The organism is Rhizobium jaguaris, assembly GCF_003627755.1.
GTDB lineage: Bacteria > Pseudomonadota > Alphaproteobacteria > Rhizobiales > Rhizobiaceae > Rhizobium > Rhizobium jaguaris.
Map to the genome: position 1 here is coordinate 3,362,394 of NZ_CP032694.1, position 15,757 is coordinate 3,378,150.

At 60.2% G+C, this 15,757-nt stretch carries 14 protein-coding genes; 9 read left to right on the forward strand and 5 right to left on the reverse strand.

The features are described from left to right. Positions 1–9 precede the first annotated feature (9 nt). Positions 10–1,578: a phytoene desaturase family protein gene (locus tag CCGE525_RS16395; RefSeq protein WP_120705209.1), complete on the reverse strand. Its 1,569-nt coding sequence runs from the start codon at positions 1,576–1,578 to the stop codon at positions 10–12. A 400-nt stretch (positions 1,579–1,978) separates the two neighbouring features. Between CCGE525_RS16395 and CCGE525_RS16400 the strand changes: the two genes are divergently transcribed. The 3 genes from CCGE525_RS16400 (at position 1,979) to CCGE525_RS16410 (ending at position 4,959) form a co-directional block, all read left to right on the forward strand. After that, positions 1,979–2,761 (forward strand): cyclase family protein, encoded by a 783-nt coding sequence (locus CCGE525_RS16400; RefSeq protein WP_120705210.1) that lies wholly within the window; start codon positions 1,979–1,981, stop codon positions 2,759–2,761. 71 nt (positions 2,762–2,832) lie between these two features. Beyond that, positions 2,833–4,422, forward strand: coding sequence for a phytoene desaturase family protein (locus CCGE525_RS16405; protein WP_120705211.1), 1,590 nt, complete (start codon positions 2,833–2,835; stop codon positions 4,420–4,422). A gap of 27 nt (positions 4,423–4,449) precedes the next feature. Continuing rightward, positions 4,450–4,959: a MarR family winged helix-turn-helix transcriptional regulator gene (locus tag CCGE525_RS16410; protein WP_120705212.1), complete on the forward strand. Its 510-nt coding sequence runs from the start codon at positions 4,450–4,452 to the stop codon at positions 4,957–4,959. A gap of 20 nt (positions 4,960–4,979) precedes the next feature. Here the strand turns inward: CCGE525_RS16410 and CCGE525_RS16415 are convergent, their stop codons facing one another. From CCGE525_RS16415 to CCGE525_RS16430, 4 genes are all read right to left on the reverse strand, one after another. Further along, positions 4,980–5,285, reverse strand: a complete 306-nt coding sequence (locus CCGE525_RS16415) for a type II toxin-antitoxin system RelE/ParE family toxin (RefSeq protein ID WP_120705213.1) — start codon at positions 5,283–5,285, stop codon at positions 4,980–4,982. Next, positions 5,275–5,550 carry a type II toxin-antitoxin system ParD family antitoxin gene (locus tag CCGE525_RS16420; RefSeq protein ID WP_120705214.1) on the reverse strand — a complete coding sequence of 92 codons (276 nt, stop codon included), beginning with the start codon at positions 5,548–5,550 and terminating at the stop codon, positions 5,275–5,277. The genes CCGE525_RS16415 and CCGE525_RS16420 overlap by 11 nt, the downstream gene beginning before the upstream one ends. 67 nt (positions 5,551–5,617) lie before the next feature. After that, complete coding sequence (locus CCGE525_RS16425; RefSeq protein WP_120705215.1) at positions 5,618–7,177, reverse strand: indolepyruvate oxidoreductase subunit beta family protein; 1,560 nt, start codon at positions 7,175–7,177, stop codon at positions 5,618–5,620. Between the two features lie 9 nt (positions 7,178–7,186). Next, positions 7,187–9,340 (reverse strand): thiamine pyrophosphate-dependent enzyme, encoded by a 2,154-nt coding sequence (locus CCGE525_RS16430; protein WP_120705216.1) that lies wholly within the window; start codon positions 9,338–9,340, stop codon positions 7,187–7,189. Between the two features lie 377 nt (positions 9,341–9,717). On the opposite strand from CCGE525_RS16430, the gene CCGE525_RS16435 reads away from it, so the two are divergent. From CCGE525_RS16435 to CCGE525_RS16460, 6 genes are all read left to right on the forward strand, one after another. Then, a complete protein-coding gene (locus tag CCGE525_RS16435) occupies positions 9,718–11,253 on the forward strand; it encodes an ABC transporter substrate-binding protein (protein ID WP_120705217.1) in 1,536 nt (511 codons plus the stop codon). Positions 11,254–11,483: 230 nt separating this feature from the next. Continuing rightward, a complete protein-coding gene (locus tag CCGE525_RS16440) occupies positions 11,484–12,491 on the forward strand; it encodes an ABC transporter permease (RefSeq protein WP_120705218.1) in 1,008 nt (335 codons plus the stop codon). Further along, positions 12,484–13,377, forward strand: a complete 894-nt coding sequence (locus CCGE525_RS16445) for an ABC transporter permease (protein ID WP_120705219.1) — start codon at positions 12,484–12,486, stop codon at positions 13,375–13,377. The genes CCGE525_RS16440 and CCGE525_RS16445 overlap by 8 nt, the downstream gene beginning before the upstream one ends. Next, positions 13,374–14,246, forward strand: a complete 873-nt coding sequence (locus CCGE525_RS16450) for an ABC transporter ATP-binding protein (protein ID WP_120705220.1) — start codon at positions 13,374–13,376, stop codon at positions 14,244–14,246. The genes CCGE525_RS16445 and CCGE525_RS16450 overlap by 4 nt, the downstream gene beginning before the upstream one ends. Next, positions 14,243–15,097: an ATP-binding cassette domain-containing protein gene (locus tag CCGE525_RS16455; protein ID WP_120705221.1), complete on the forward strand. Its 855-nt coding sequence runs from the start codon at positions 14,243–14,245 to the stop codon at positions 15,095–15,097. Before CCGE525_RS16450 ends, CCGE525_RS16455 begins: the two co-directional genes overlap by 4 nt. A 92-nt stretch (positions 15,098–15,189) precedes the next feature. After that, a complete protein-coding gene (locus CCGE525_RS16460) occupies positions 15,190–15,753 on the forward strand; it encodes a VOC family protein (RefSeq protein ID WP_120705222.1) in 564 nt (187 codons plus the stop codon). The last annotated feature ends 4 nt before the right edge of the window (positions 15,754–15,757 follow it).

Genomic DNA, 15,757 nt, shown 5'->3' on the forward strand with positions numbered 1-15,757 from the left:
CGAAAAGGTTCATTTAGCCAGCATTTTCCCCAGCAAGAAACCGGAGCCGGCACCCGTGCCCGCACCCGGCCAGGTTGAAGCGCCGCACATATAAAGCGAACCGACGGGTGTCTTGTAGCGCGAATAGCCGGCGACAGGGCGAAACAGAAAATTCTGGTCGAGATGGTGGCTGCCGGAAAGATTGTCGCCCCCGATCAGATTGGGATTTTCACGTTCGAGATCGACAGGCGAAAACACCGAACGGCCCAATATCTTGCCGCGCAGACCCGGTGCATAGCGCTCGATGATCTCGAGCACGCGCTCGGCATAGACATCCTTCACCTCGTCCCAATTCCGCCCGCCGATCTCGCCCGTCGCATCGCGGCTGAATTCCGCCGGCAGGACACGCACCTGCACCCAGAGTATATGCTGGCCACCCGGCGCTCGCGACGGATCGATAGCCGTTGGCTGGCCGACCACCAATACCGGCTCGGCCGGCAAAAGCCCGCCCATCGCCTCGGCATAGACACGCGACATCATCTCCATATCCGGCGCGATGTGGACATAGGCGAATGTCTTGAGCTCCTCGCCCGCCGTCCAATCCGGCAGGCCGGAGAGCGCCAGATGGATCATCATCGTGCCAGGTCCGGCGCGGAAACGGGCGAGCCTGCGCTCGAATTCCTGGCAGGAAGCATCCTGATCGAGGAGCTTTCCGAACAGGATCTGCGGGTGAATATTGGCGATGACGGCGCGCTTGGCTTCATAACGGCGTCCGTCGGCGAGTACAACACCGGTCGCCTTGCCGCCGGAGGTGACGATCTTGTCGACACGCGTGCCGAGCATCAGCTCACCACCCTTGGCTTTGAGCACACCGACCATCGCCTTGACGATCGTATCGGCGCCCCCTTTGCCGACCACCATGCCAAAAGCCTGATTGGCCATGGATTCAAGATAGGGGAAAAGCGCACCGCCAGCGACATCCGGTGCGAAATCGAGATGCAGGCCCCAGGCGGCCATCATCGTCTTGAGCTTAGCATTCTGGAATCGCGCATCGAGAAAATCGCGCGGCGAAGCAAACAGCATGCGTGCGGTTTCGTAGAGCCAGCCGGCCCCCTTCGCCCGCCAGGCCTTCCAGACGACCCGTGCGGCCGCCGCCGACGGCATCGGCGCACCGAGCAAGCCGAAAATATGCGGCGCATCCGAACCGAATTCCGACAGCATGGCCCGCCAGGCGGCGGCATCCTGCGGCGAGATATCGGCGATCGCACCCGTCGTCTTTTCCAGATCGGTGCTGACGCCGAGATAAGTGCCGTCGCGGAAGACGCTAGCAAAACAATCGGCTGCCGGAACGAAGCCGAGACCTGCAGCTGTCAACTCATTCTTGTACTCAGCGAAAAAGGCGGAGCCGGCGAACATCGAGAGGTTCATGGCGCAGAGGTCATGCCGAAAACCAGGCAGCGTCACCTCGCGGGTTTTCACCGCACCGCCCGGCTCGGCATTGCCCTCGATGACGGCGACCTTCCAGCCCTTCGCCGCCAGATGCACCGCCGCTGCCAGGCCATTGTGACCGGCACCCACAATGATCGCATCATAGCTCATTGATTGATCCCTCTTATATCGTGATTATTATTGTCACATGCATACATTTTGAGCTTTAAGCTTCAAGTACCTGTGACGGAAAATCGCCATCACAGGCCACAACCAGATGTCGTTTTCGCAGGAAAATAGCGCATAAATGGCCTTTATTTTCCGGGAATTGCGTGGGTTGCATGGGGCGGATGGCTTGTGCCATTTTTGGCCCTTGGGATACCGGTGGAATGCTTGCATTATCATATATTGTGACATAGGCTCGCCCTCATCCAGTCGCCGCAGCACAGCTTTACGATGAGAGGAATCGCGCTGTGCGCTCGGCGGTAATGGCTTTCGAACTTGGCCCTGAAGCGAAGATCCCAGCAGGGCTTTTTCGGATAGGGCCACGTCAAACTAAGGGGAACGCAACATGACCACCAATACTCTTGCCAGCCTAGCCACGGCCCTCGTTTCGGGCTCCATCAAGGTCGTCGACCTGACGGCACCGCTCGGCCCCGAAACACCGGTGCTCTACCTGCCGCCACAGTTCGGCAAGAACACGCCGTCGGTCAAAGTGCACCAGATTTCCGAATATAATCAGGATGGTCCGTTTTGGGCCTGGAACTGGCTGGAACTCGGGGAGCACACCGGCACGCATTTCGACGCGCCCTGCCACTGGATCACCGGCAAGGACAATCCGAACAATACCACCGACACCATCCCGCCGCAGAACTTCGTCGCCCCGGTCAACGTCATCGACCGCTCGAAGGAAGCTGCCGCCAATCCCGACTATCTGCTAACGGTCGACAGTATCAAGGAATGGGAAGCTGAGCATGGCGCAATCGAACCCGGCACCTGGGTGCTGCTGCGCACCGACTGGTACAAGCGCAACGGCTCGACCGAAACCTTCCTCAACGCCGACGAAAACGGCCCGCATTCGCCGGGGCCGACTGCAGAAGCGATCGAATATCTGCTGACCAAGGGCATCATCGGCTGGGGTTCGGAAACGATCGGCACCGACGCCGGTTCGGCCGGAGGCATGAACCCGCCCTTCCCGGCTCACAATCTGATGCACAAGAACAACCGCTACGGCCTCGCCAGCCTCTCAAACCTCGATCAGCTTCCGGCCAAGGGCGCCGTATTGATCGCCGCGCCGCTGAAGTTCGTCAAGGGTACGGGCTCTCCGGTGCGCGCGCTGGCCTTGATTGCCTGATGAACTTAAAGGGTCAGAGCGCGGGGACGCTTTGACCCTTTCTCGCATTCCTCTTTGCCCAGGGCGGCGGCATGAGCGACCATGACTATATAATTGTCGGCAGCGGCATCAACGCGCTGGTTGCGGCTGCCATGCTGGGCAAGAAGGGCCGGAAGGTGCTCGTCCTCGAGCGCAACGACCGCATCGGCGGTTGCCTGCGCAGCGAGGAGATCACCGAACCGGGCTTCGTCCATGATGTCATGGCGACGACGATGGTGCTGTTCCTGACGTCGCCGGCCTATGGTGCCATCGGCAAGGATCTGGAAGCCCGCGGCCTCGAATTCGCGCACGCCGATCTGCCGACTGGCGTGCTGAGGCCGGATGGTTCGCATGTCATCTTCTCGAAAGACCGGCGCCGTAACATCGCCACCTTCGATGAGCTGTCGCTCGGCGACGGCCAGACGTTTTTGCGGGAGATGGATGCGCTCGCCGCCGACGCCCCTTTCCTGTTTTCGCTGCTCGGCGGCGCCCTGTGGTCGGGCCTGACCTTGAAGACCGTCGCCAAACAAGGTTGGAGCCGCGGCCTGCGCAAGCTCGCCGCCTGGTTCGGCGACGCGCTGACGCCGGCCCGAGGCTACCTCGAAAACACCTATCGTTCCGAAGATATTCACGCGCTCTGGGCGCCCTGGGTGCTGCATTGCGGCCTCGGGCCGGAGAGCGCCTATTCAGCTGAGATGCTAAAGGTCATCGGCTTTGCCATAGAGCTCGCCGGCGCTCCCATTGTCAAAGGCGGCGCGGGTGGTCTGCTGACAGCCTTCGAACGGCTGATCAAAGACAATGGCGGCGAGATCCGCACCAACACCGATGTGGAAAACATCATCCCCGGTCCCGGCGGGGGCGCCGGCGGCGTCAAGCTTGTCGGTGCCGAAACGCTGAAGGCCAATGCCGGCGTCATCTGCTCCGTGACGCCGAACCAGCTCTACGAACGGCTGATGCGGGACTGGCCGACGCCGCTTCCGGCCGATATCAAGACCAGCGTTGCCCGCTATCGCTATGGCAAGGGCAACATGCAGATCCACTACGCCCTCTCCGAGCCGCCGCGCTGGAAGGCCAATGCGGAACTTGGTCAGGTCGCGCTTCTTCATCTGACGCCCGGTCTCGACGGCGTTTCGCGCGCCGCCAACGAATGTGAACGAGGGCTACTGCCGGCTGAACCGACCGTCTGTGTCGGCCAGCCCACCTCTTTCGATCCCAGCCGTGCGCCGGAGGGTAAATCGATCCTCTGGCTGCAGCTTCCGGAAGCGCCGCGGCATATCAAAGGCGACGCGGCGGGCGAGATCGGGGCACCGGCAGACGGCCGTTGGACGGAAGAAGGGCGCGAGCGCTATGCCGATCGCATCGAGTCGCTGCTCGAAAGTCATATCGAGAATTTCTCCGGCATAAAGCTCGCCCGGCGCTGCTATTCGCCCGCAGATATCGAGGCGATGAACCTGAATCTCGTCGGTGGTGACCCCTATGGCGGCTACTGCGGTATAGACCAGTTTTTCCTCTGGCGCCCCTTCAAGTCGTCTGTTAACCACCGCACCCATGTACCCGGCCTGTACCACATTGGTGCTTCGGCGCATCCCGGCCCGGGGCTTGGCGGAGGCTCGGGTTTCCTGCTTGCATCATCGTTAAAATAATAAGGTTCCACAGGGAGATATCGTCCAATGGAGGAGCGGTTTTCAGGCACCGTTTTACGGCGACGCAGCCAGGAGAACACCGAGAAGCGTCCGACCATGGGCGAAATAGGGCTCAATCACTTCGCCCCGTATCTGATGAACCGACTGATGGCCCGCTGGAACATCAACATGTCGGAAGAGCTGCGCGAATATGACATGACGACCGCGAAGATGCGCGCGCTCGCCGTCCTCAGCGTCTCTTCCTCGGTCACCATCAACGAACTCTCCGTCTTTGCCGTCACCGAACAATCGACGATGAGCCGGACGCTAGACTCCCTGGAACAGCAGGGCTTCATCCGCCGTCAGCCCCGCATCGAGGACATGCGTATCCGCGACGTCTCCATCACCGAGGAAGGACGCGCCGCCTTCGAAAAGGTCTGGCCGACCATGTACGATCTGTTTCTGCAGATGTTCGATGGCGTGGAAGAGACGGAGTACCGGGCGTTCATCTCGACGCTGCACAAGGTGCTGCACAATATCCGCAAGCATGAGATTTGAGGAACAAAACTAGCGATTGGTTAGTCTGCCGACCAATCTTCCGGAAAACTTTGCCCACCATAAAGTACGCGTAAAATACGCACAGTGTCGGCTTCGACGATGAATGCAATCGACGCCCGGCGTTCGAAACCTATAATTCTGATGCCTGGGAGGAGATCATCGCGAACTGTACCGCGTTCTGGGAAAACTGTAAGCGCCCGACAAGAGGCTTCTATTCGATCGATGTAGTCGCCAGCTAGTCTGTGATCAGCCTGTTTTGCAATGTAGTCATAGAGCGCCTTAAGATCGGCTCTCGCCGCCGGTCTGAAGACAATCCTATGAGCCACGCTTACCGGCTTTCATCTGTTCCAGATGGTAAGCACGTAACTCCGCGAAGACGTCGTCAGCGGGGATGTCTGGCGCGGGATCTTCTAGCGCCTCGCGAATTTTGGCTCGCATAACTGCGTTAACGGCTGCTTCCTCACGGTCGAGCGCGCGTAACGCAGCACGAACGACTTCGCTGGCGGATTCATATGCCCCTGACGCAAGGCGCTCATCCAAAAGATGCTGTTGTTTTCCCAGCGTGACAGTAATCGGCTTGCTTGTGCGCATGGCGGCTATCCTCAACTCCCGCCAACTTAGCACATAATTGTTACACTGTAATACATTTTCTGCTATTTCACAGCGTCGCTACCGTCTTCAGCGCCCCGTCCAGCGCAATGCCCTTCTCATCCAGCAGCGCCGCCTGCCTCAATCTCTTCATCCACGCAGCTCCGTCGTCACGATCACGTAGCATCGACAGCGCCGACATCACGCGATCGAACTTTGACAGGCCGCGCGCATGCGTGTCGGAATAGCCTTTGACCAGACGGCGGTTGTTGAGCACTTCGACGGCGAGGTCGTAATTGACGCCCAGAAGATTGGTGGCGGCTGCGAGCCAGGTTTCACGATGCTCGACTTCACGCATATGGCGCAGCGTGCCACGGCGGGTTCGGCGCAGTGCTGAGACAAGATAAAGGCCGAGGAACCAGAAGAGCGTGCCCGTCTGCACCCGGCGGCCCTTGTTGACTATGCGATCGAGACGATTGAAGAGCTTGGGCCGGCTCTCAATCCAGAGGCCGAGGCCTTTCGGCAAGGTGCCGCAGACCTCTTCCATGCGTGGGTGCATATATTCGGTCATGTAGACGATCTGGTCGTCCTTGGCGCCGACTTCCTTGCGCACGCGATCGAAACGCGAGGCACGCACCTTCAAATCGGCGACGCGGATGACATCGTCATAGGCCATGGCGACCGCTGTATATTTCGCCGCCTGCACGGTGAATGCGAAATCCTTGGCCGCACCGCCAGCTTTGCGATCGAGGGCGTAGAGCGCTGCAACGCGGGTCAGATATTCATCGGCATAGGCCGGGTCCTGATAGTCGGTAAGCTTCTTGACTCCGGCAAACAGCAGCGGCCGCGCTTCCTCCGGAAACTCGGCGCGGATGCGATGCACCAGACGGTCAAGCGCCGGATGACCGGCCGTTTCCGGCAAGGCATCGAAATGTTTCGGTGGCGTCGCGGAAACGGCATCGCGCGGCTTGTCCTTGGCGCGGTCGAAGGCGGCGTTGAAAGCCTTCAGGCTGGGCTCGATGCCCCTGCCGCCGGCACGGATCATGGCTTCAAAGGCCTGCTTGGCGAAAGGCAGCGCCCCCGAGGCCGCCAGCGCACCGAACATCGATGCGGAAATCACGCTGCCATTCTTGACGGCCAGCGTCTCCATGTCGAAGGCGATGGTGCGCTTGGCGGCAAAATCCGTGGCTTCGACCACCACTTCTGGATTGCCGATACCATCGCCCGGCTTCTCCTTTTCGCCGACAGCGAAAGAACGATGCGTCGAGGCGATCAGCACGGTCTTATCGGGCGTCACCAGGCCGCGCAGCACGGAACGGCCGGCTTCCATCAGCTCGGCCGCCATGACGACATCGACATCGCCCGGCGTCGGCATGAGCGAGAAGATCGGCGCATGCCCGTCACGGGCCTGCAGCATCTCGATATAGTAGATCGTGGCGCCTGTGCGTTGCGCCACGCCAGGAACAGAGGTGGTCTGCGCCATCCAGCCTTCGGCTTCGGCAAGCCCGACGATCCAGTCGGCCAAGACACCACCGCCCTGCCCGCCCATGGCGAGGATGGCCAGTGACAGCGGCTTGTCGGTAGATAGACGTTGGGTACCGATATTGGTCATGCTGACATGCTCGTTCATATCGATCCCTCAATCCGCAAAGACGATGCGGCCGGCCTGGCGGCGGGCCTGCAGCCAGCCGATGACGGCGGCGCGCGTGCGGGCAAGGAAGCGATCCCAACCAGTGGGGTTGAAGATGATATCGGCGCGGTAGAAGGAGGGACAGAGAACCGCGGCCTCCGCTACGTCGCCGCAATTGCCGCAGCCGACGCAATTGTTGTCGACCGCCGCCACCGGATCATCCTTCAGCGGATCGTCGGTATGCTTGACCGACAGCGACGGACAGCCGGAAAGACGGATGCAGGCGTGATCGCCGGTGCACACATCCTCATCGACGCCGAAGCGCTCCTTGACCATGCGCTGGCCGTCCTTCACCGCCTTGGCGAATTGCGGCTTCACGCGTCTCTGCTTGTTCAGCATGCATTCCGACGAAGCGACGATAATCTTCGGGCCCGGCTCCTTCGAGGTCAGCGCCTCACGCAGCGTGTCGCGCATCTTGCCGACATCGTAGGTCCGGTCGATCTGGCGGACCCAGGTCGCGCCGATGCCCTTGACGGCGTTGACGATGGAATTGTTGGTTTTGCGGCGCGGGTTCAGCGCCCGCGAAGACGGGATGTCCTGGCCGCCGGTTGCCGCTGAATAGTAGTTGTCGACGATGAGTATGACGCCGTCCTGTTTGTTGAAGACGGCATTGCCGACCGAGGTCGCCAAGCCATTATGCCAGAAGCCGCCATCGCCCATCACGGAAATGGCGCGCTTTTCGGCGGCGACATTGAAGGCGGACGCGGCAGCCGGGCCGAGACCATAGCCCATCGTCGTGCTACCGATGTTGAATGGCGGCAGGATCGAGAACAGGTGGCAACCGATATCGCCGGAGATGTGATGCTCGCCGAGCTCGTTCTCGACTAGCTTCATCGCCGCGAAGATCGGTCTTTCAGGACAGCCGATGCAGAAACCCGGCGGGCGCGGCGGCACAACTTCGGCCAGCGCTTTGACCTTCGGGTCATTGAGAACAGGCGTCGGGTCCGGCAATGGCGGCTGGTTGCCGAGCAACACACGCTGATGCGTCTCAAGGAATTTCTTGATGCCCTTCGTCAGCACCGGCACGGTGTATTCACCACCCATCGGCAGGACGTCTTTGCCGGAAATCTTGGTCTGGATGTCACGGCGGCGCAGGATGGTGTTGAGCGATTGCTCGATATATTCCGGCGCCCCTTCCTCGACCATCAGAACGGCCTTCTTGTTCGCGCAGAACTCGGCCACCTGATCGTCAACCAGCGGATAGGCGACATTGAGGACATAAAGCGGCACCGCGGAGTTGCCGTAGACATCGGCAAGGCCGAGCTGCTCCAGTGCGCGCATGACGCCATTATACATGCCGCCGAGCAGGATGATGCCGACTTCGCCTTCGGACGGACCGAAATATTCGTTGAGCTGACGCTTCTTGATGAACTCGATGGCGGCCGGCCAGCGCTTCTCCAGCTTCTCCTTCTCATGCAGGAAGGAGGCCGGCGGCAGCACGATACGGTTGACGTCGCGCACCGGATTTTCCAGCGCCTGCTTGAGCGTATATTTCGGCCGCTTGTTGTCCTTGGCTTCGAACTGGCCGTGAACATGGCAGCTGCGAATGCCCACCTGCAGCATGACCGGCGTATTGGAGGCTTCCGACAGTTCGAACCCCTCCTCGACCGCCTGCACGATCGACGGCAGGTTCGGACGCGGATTGAGCAGCCACATCTGCGATTTCATCGCATAGGCATGGCTGCGCTCCTGCATGATCGAGGAGCCTTCGCCATAGTCTTCGCCGATGATGATCAGCGCGCCGCCGGTGACGCCGCCGGACGACAGGTTGGAGAGCGCATCGGATGCAACATTGGTGCCCGCTGTCGACTTCCAAGTCACGGCGCCGCGCACCGGATACATGACAGAGGCTGAAAGCATTGCGGCAGCGGCAGCCTCCGAAGCCGAGGTCTCGAAATGTACGCCCAGGTCTTCCATCACGTCCTTGGCATCGGCCAGTACGTCCATCAAATGGGAAATTGGCGATCCCTGGTAACCGCCGACATAGGAAACGCCGGATTGCAACAGCGCTTTCGTGATCGCGAGAATACCTTCGCCGCGGAAGATGTCGCCTTCCCCGAGCTTCAGATCCTCGACTTCGCGCGCAAACGACCGTTCGGCCATCGAAGTTACCCCTTCGCCCTATCGAGCTTGTTCTTAAATCATTTGCAAAATCATATTTTGAACCTCGCCCGGCTGTCAATGAACAAATGGGAAACTGCGCCATCCATATAACTGCCAGAGACATACGCCGGTTGAGGCTTGGAAAAATACTATTCTGAGTCATAAATGACGAACGTACATATATGCATTCGCATAAATTATGGACTTCCTTTTCGAAATTCGCGATGAAAATGCCGCTCCGGAATCTGCGAAATGTCCCTAGAAAGCGCTTGCCGGTTCAGAAGCCTTATTTTAAGATTAAAACATTCCGACAATAAATCGCCAGTGGTAGGCGGGCTTCGCGCTTTTCTACCGCTTAACAGGGGAACGGAGTGACCATGACAACGCTTACTCGGCGCGAGGCCCTTAGCCTCGGCGCAGCCGCATTCATTACTGGGATTCTCGCAGGCCGAACGCATGTGGAAGCCGCCGAAGCCGGCACGCTAACCATTGCTTTCAACGTCAATTTACCCTCTTTTGATCCGACCACCGGCCCATCGGCAGTCAATCCGACGATCCAGGCGATCTATCGCTCGGTCTTCGACCAATATATCGGTCAGGGCCCGGATCTGAAATTCCAGCCGGGATTGCTGACCGCCTGGGGCTGGAATGACGACAAGACGAAGGTTTGGATGGATGTCCGCGAGGGCGTCACCTGGCACGACGGCTCCAAATTCACACCCGACGACGTCGTCTGGTCGCTGGAGCGCGCCGCCAAGCAGGAGACCGGCAACCCGATACAGTTCATCTGGTCGACGGCCAATAATTATAAGGTGGAAGGCAATCGCATTACCGGCGACGTCGTCCGTTTCGAACCGACTTACTTTAAGTGGATGGCCTTCCTGACGGGCTATGTCCTGCCGAAGGACTATTACACGAAGGTCGGCGCGCAAGGCTTCGAAAAGAAGCCGATCGGCACAGGTCCCTACATGGTCGATGCCTACGAAGGAAACTCCTTCCTGCGCCTGAAGGCCAATCCGAATTATTTCGGCGGCAAACCAGCCTTCGATACCGTCATCTTCAAGTTCGTGCCGGATACTACGAGCCGGGTGGCGGAAATCGAATCCGGCTCGTCGGACGTGACCCTCGAAATTCCCTATGAGGATTTCGACCGCCTGAAGAAGAAATCCGGCCTTGCCGGCGTCGCCACGCCGATCTCCGATATCGGCATGATCTTCATCAGCAATGTCGATCCGATGCTGGACAAGAATGTCCGCCTCGCCGCGAACATGGCGATCGACAAGGACGCGATCATCAAGCGCCTGCTGCGCGGCTACGGCAAGCCGCTTTCGACGCTGGAAGCGCCGGAATACGACGCATACGATCCCTCGGTCAAAATCCCTTACGATCCAGAACAGGCCAAAAAGCTCCTGGCTGCCAGTGGCTACTCACCGGAAAAGCCGGTGAAGTTCACCATCAAGACGACCCGCGGCTTCAAGCCGAAGGATTATGAGATGATCCAGGCGATCGTCGGCATGTGGCGCAAGGTCGGTATCGAGGCGGACATCGAAGTCTACGAAATCGCCAAGCACTACGAACTACGCGCCGCCCATCAGCTCGGCCCGGCCGCTTTCTACAACTGGGGCAATGCCATCGGCGATCCCACGACCTCCACCGGCTTCGCAATGTTCGGCCCTTCGCCGCACTCGGCCTGGAAGACCAAGGATGTCGACGACATGTTGGGACCGCTCTGGGTCGAAAAGGACGAGGCCAAACGCATTGCCGGCTGGAAAGCGGCGATCAAATATATCGCCGAGCAGGGCTACGTGATCCCGCTGCTGCAATATGCCCAGCCGATCGTCTACAAGTCGAGCCTGAAGGTGACGCCGAATGTTTCGGGCGCGCTACAGCCGACGCTGGTGTCGAAGGCTTGATGTCGGCTCTACCTCTGTGGCTTTGCCCCTCCCCCTCACCCTAACCCTCTCCCCGCAAGCGGGGAGAGGGAACGACCTTTGTGCCCTCGCTTGAACAAGTCATTAGGGGTAGGCTGTAGGTGCCTCCTTCCCCTTCTCCCCGTCAGAACGGGGAGAAGGTGCGCGACAGGGCGGATGAGGGGCTCAGGGCTCTCATCCCCGCCAGCGGATGCCACCGGAATTCGTAACGAATGCTAGCAGTCTCCATTCTCAATCGCTTGATCATGGCCGCGGTGACGCTGTTCGGTGTGGCGTTGATCGTCTTCGTGCTGCTGCGCGTCGTGCCGGGCGATCCAATTGCGATGATGATATCGCCGGGTGCAACTCCCGCCGATATCGCCGCGCTCCGTGCCCATTACGGCCTTGACGCCAGCTTGCCGGTGCAGTTCGGCATCTGGCTGAAATCGGTTCTATCAGGCGATTTCGGCACCTCGATCTCCTTGAAGCGCGACGTTCTCTCACTGCTCGGCGAGCGCCTGCCGGCGACGCTGGAGCTTGCCTTTGCAGCCCTCGTCCTTGCGGTGCTCCTGGGAGGCGCAGTGGCGGTTGTCGGTACGCTTGCCCGGCGCACGTTTCTCGAGCCCATCATCGACAGCCTCAATGGTCTCTTTCTCGCCGTGCCGGATTTCGTCTGGTCACTCGCCCTCGTGCTGGTTCTCGGTGTTCTCGTCCCGCTCTTCCCGCTATCCGGCCGCATCGATCCGGCCATCGATGCGCAATTCGCGACGCCCTTCTATCTCATCGAAAGCCTGGTGACCCTCCGCTTCCAGATATCTGCCGATATCGCCGCCCATATGGTCATGCCGGTGCTGGCGCTCGGCCTGCCGCTCGCCGCCATTATCGCTCGCGTGTTGAAGGCGACGCTCTCGGAAGCAATGGTGCAGGACTATATCCTTCTCGCCAAACTCAAAGGCATGTCCAACCTGCGCCTGGTGCTACAGGAAGCGCTCCGCAACGCTGTCGGCCCGACGATCGCGCTCACAGGCGTGCAATTCACCTTCCTGATCGGCGGCACCGTCATCGTCGAGCGCATCTTCGCCTATCCTGGCATCGGCAATATGGCGATCGACGCCGTTATCAATCGCGACCTGCCGCTGATCCAAGGTCTTGTGTTGGTCTTCGGCGCCCTCTTCATTCTTATCAATCTGGCGGTCGACCTGCTGGTGGCAGCCTTCAATCCGAGGCTCGCCCATGGCTGACGCCGCCGCGGCTGCCTCCACCAAACCACCCTCGCGCGCCGCCAGGCGCCTGCGCGCGCTGCTGTCGGAACCAAAGGTGATCTTTGGCGGCGGTTTCATCCTGATTCTGATCATCCTTGCGATCTTCGCGCCCTATATCGCACCGAAAGATCCGCTGGAGCAGGACCTGATGTCGGGCACTCTGCCGCCCGCCTGGCTCAACGGTTCCGATCCGGGCTTTCTCCTTGGCACTGACGATCTCGGCCGCGACGTGCTGTCTCGCGCCATCTTCGGCACACGCGTCGCTCTGACCGTCGCCTTCGTTGCGGCAGGGCTTGCAGCCCTGATCGGCACGCTGCTCGGCCTCTTCGCCGGCTGGTACGGCGGCTGGATCGACAAGGTGATCTCTCGCCTTGTCGATATCTGGATGGCCTTTCCGCCGGTATTGTTGTCGATCTTGCTTGTCGCCGTGTTCGGCTCTGGCGTGCATTCGGTTATCGCCGCCATCGTCATCATCGACTGGACACGCTTCTGCCGCGTCATACGTTCTGAAACCCAGGCGCAGGCCCAAATGGACTATGTCACCGCCGCCCGCACGATCGGTTTCTCGCGCGCAAAAATCCTATTCAGCGAAATCTTGCCTAACGTCGCGCCGGTTCTGATCGCCCTCGTGAGCCTGGAAATGGGCATCGCCGTCATCGTCGAAGCCATCCTTTCCTTTGTCGGTCTGTCGGTTTCCTCGGACACGCCGACCTGGGGCGGCATGATCGCCGAAGGACGGCAGATCATCTATGACGGCTGGTGGGTGCTGGTCGCGCCGCTTATCGCCCTCTTCGCCACGGTGCTCGCCTTCAATCAGCTTGGCGACGGCCTGCGCCGCGCCCTCGACCCGGTGATGCGCCGATGACCGAACCGCTTCTCTCTATTACTGCGTTGAGCGCTGTCTCCGACCGCGATAACGGCGCGCCGATCCTGCGCGATGTCTCGCTGACATTGGAACGCGGCGAAGTCCGCGGCCTCGTCGGCGAAAGCGGCGCCGGAAAATCGACCATTGCTAAAGCCCTGCTCGGTATTCTGCCGCGCACCGTGCGCGTTACCAGCGGCTCCATTCTGTTCGAAGGCCGCGACCTGCTGAACCTGCCCGCGAAGGATCTTCGCGACATCATGGGCAACGAGATTTCTCTGATCCCGCAAGACCCGCAGACTGCGCTTAATCCCGGCCGCCGCATCGAGGCGCAACTGACCGATGGCTTACGACTGAAGCGCGGCATGTCTTCGCGCGATGCCAGGCTGAGGGCTCTGAGATTGCTGGAAGAAGTCAGTATCCGCGACCCTGAGCGCGTGCTGCACGCCTATCCGCACGAACTTTCCGGCGGCATGCGCCAGCGCATACTGATCGCTGCCGCCTTCGCGCTGGAACCGAAATTGGTGGTTGCCGATGAGCCGACGACGGCCCTCGACGTCACGGTGCAGAAACAGATCCTGCGGCTGATCCGCGGCCTGCAGGAGGCGCACGGCACCGCCGTCATCTTTGTCACGCATGATCTCGGCGTCGTCGCGCAGATCTGTGATACTGTTACCCTGCTTTATGCAGGCAAGGTCATCGAGGAAGGCCGCACCGCCGACGTTCTCGGCAATCCACAACACATCTATACGAAATCCCTCATCGCCGCCGGCCCGCGCTATGACCGGCCCGATGCCGGGTTGACGCCGGTGCCGCAAGCAGTCTTCGAACAATTGCGCCGTGAGATCGGCATTCGGGAGGGCGGAAGATGAGTCAGTCCGACATTCTCCTTTCCGCAAAAGGCATCGACGTCACCTACGGCGCCAAACGCCATCTGTTTGGCCCGGCTGGCGGTGGCATCAAGGTGCTGCACAGCGTCGATATCGATATCCGCTGCGGCGAAACCGTGGGTATCGTGGGCGAAAGCGGCTCCGGCAAGACAACGCTCGGCCGGGCGTTGCTGCGGTTGGTCGACATCTCCGCCGGCACGATCCATTTTGACGGCAAGGACATTACCCATATGCCGGACGCCGAGATGCGGCCGCTGCGCCGGCGGATGCAGATGATCTTCCAGGACCCGATGGCCTCGCTCAATCCGCGCCATACGATCCGCCGCATCCTGGTCGAACCGCTGCTGCTGCATGGACTCGCCACTAACCGGCGGGACGCCGAACGCCGCGTCGCCGCGATCCTCGACCGAGTGACGCTGCCGCATGCCTGTCTCGACCGAAATCCGCATGAACTTTCCGGCGGCCAGCGCCAACGCGTCGGCATCGCCCGCGCCGCCCTACTCGAGCCGGATTTCGTGCTCGCCGACGAAATCGTCTCGGGCCTGGATGTCTCGACGCAAGCGCAAGTACTGAACTTGCTGAAGGAGCTTTCCCGCGACCTCGGCCTATCCATGGCCTTCATCAGCCACGATCTCTCCGTCATTCGCGCTGTCTGCGATCGCGTTTATGTCATGCGCAACGGCAGGGTCGTCGAGGAAGGCGACTGTGAGCGTGTCTTTGCCGCGCCTGCCTCCTCCTATACGCGCATGCTGCTCGACGCCATTCCCTTACCGGAAATCGACCCGCACTGGCTCGGCCGCAAGAGCCTGATTGAAGAAGCGTCCGATGCTTGAATAGTCACCGGAAGGGGGGCGCAACGCTAGCACTTGAGCCGCAGGTACCAGCGAGAGTGCAACGGCATCGGCATACAGAAAGGGGAATCACGATGAAATACCCTGTGTCAGCAGCGACAAGAGCCACCGGGCTGCCTGGTCTTCGTGGTCACGACCATACAGGACTCACGGTGCCAGATATGAAGCAGGCGGTCGACTTCTTCGAGAACGTGCTCGGCTGCCAGGTCGTCATGTCATTCGGTCCGTTTTCCGACGACAAGGGCACATTCATGACGGATCTGCTCGGTGTCGACCCCAAGGCTGAGATAAAGCAGATAACTCAAGTTCGGTGCGGTTTCGGATCGAACATAGAACTGTTCGAATATTCAGCTCCCGATCAGCGGGACCTCAATCAGAAGAACAGCGACATCGGTGCGTTTCATATCTCGCTTTACGTTGACGATGTTGATGCGGCGAAGGCTTATCTGGACAGCAAGAAAATTGAAACGCGGCTGGGGCCGTTGGCAATCACAGATGGCCCGGCAGCGGGCCAGTCGATCCTTTACTTCCAAGCACCATGGGGTTTGCAATTCGAGGCAATCAGCTATCCCAAGGGCATGGCTTATGAAAAAGATGCCGAAACTCTGCTGTGGAATCCGAAAGATCCGGGCAAGTGAGACG

What these genes read in the sequence shown, in the direction of transcription:
- CCGE525_RS16395 (WP_120705209.1), bottom strand. Translation starts at nt 1,578, where the DNA reads ATGAGCTATGATGCGATCATTGTGGGTGCCGGTCACAATGGCCTGGCA.
- CCGE525_RS16400 (WP_120705210.1), top strand. Translation starts at nt 1,979, where the DNA reads ATGACCACCAATACTCTTGCCAGCCTAGCCACGGCCCTCGTTTCGGGC.
- CCGE525_RS16405 (WP_120705211.1), top strand. Translation starts at nt 2,833, where the DNA reads ATGAGCGACCATGACTATATAATTGTCGGCAGCGGCATCAACGCGCTG.
- CCGE525_RS16410 (WP_120705212.1), top strand. Translation starts at nt 4,450, where the DNA reads ATGGAGGAGCGGTTTTCAGGCACCGTTTTACGGCGACGCAGCCAGGAG.
- CCGE525_RS16420 (WP_120705214.1), bottom strand. Translation starts at nt 5,550, where the DNA reads ATGCGCACAAGCAAGCCGATTACTGTCACGCTGGGAAAACAACAGCAT.
- CCGE525_RS16425 (WP_120705215.1), bottom strand. Translation starts at nt 7,177, where the DNA reads ATGAACGAGCATGTCAGCATGACCAATATCGGTACCCAACGTCTATCT.
- CCGE525_RS16430 (WP_120705216.1), bottom strand. Translation starts at nt 9,340, where the DNA reads ATGGCCGAACGGTCGTTTGCGCGCGAAGTCGAGGATCTGAAGCTCGGG.
- CCGE525_RS16435 (WP_120705217.1), top strand. Translation starts at nt 9,718, where the DNA reads ATGACAACGCTTACTCGGCGCGAGGCCCTTAGCCTCGGCGCAGCCGCA.
- CCGE525_RS16440 (WP_120705218.1), top strand. Translation starts at nt 11,484, where the DNA reads ATGCTAGCAGTCTCCATTCTCAATCGCTTGATCATGGCCGCGGTGACG.
- CCGE525_RS16445 (WP_120705219.1), top strand. Translation starts at nt 12,484, where the DNA reads ATGGCTGACGCCGCCGCGGCTGCCTCCACCAAACCACCCTCGCGCGCC.
- CCGE525_RS16450 (WP_120705220.1), top strand. Translation starts at nt 13,374, where the DNA reads ATGACCGAACCGCTTCTCTCTATTACTGCGTTGAGCGCTGTCTCCGAC.
- CCGE525_RS16455 (WP_120705221.1), top strand. Translation starts at nt 14,243, where the DNA reads ATGAGTCAGTCCGACATTCTCCTTTCCGCAAAAGGCATCGACGTCACC.
- CCGE525_RS16460 (WP_120705222.1), top strand. Translation starts at nt 15,190, where the DNA reads ATGAAATACCCTGTGTCAGCAGCGACAAGAGCCACCGGGCTGCCTGGT.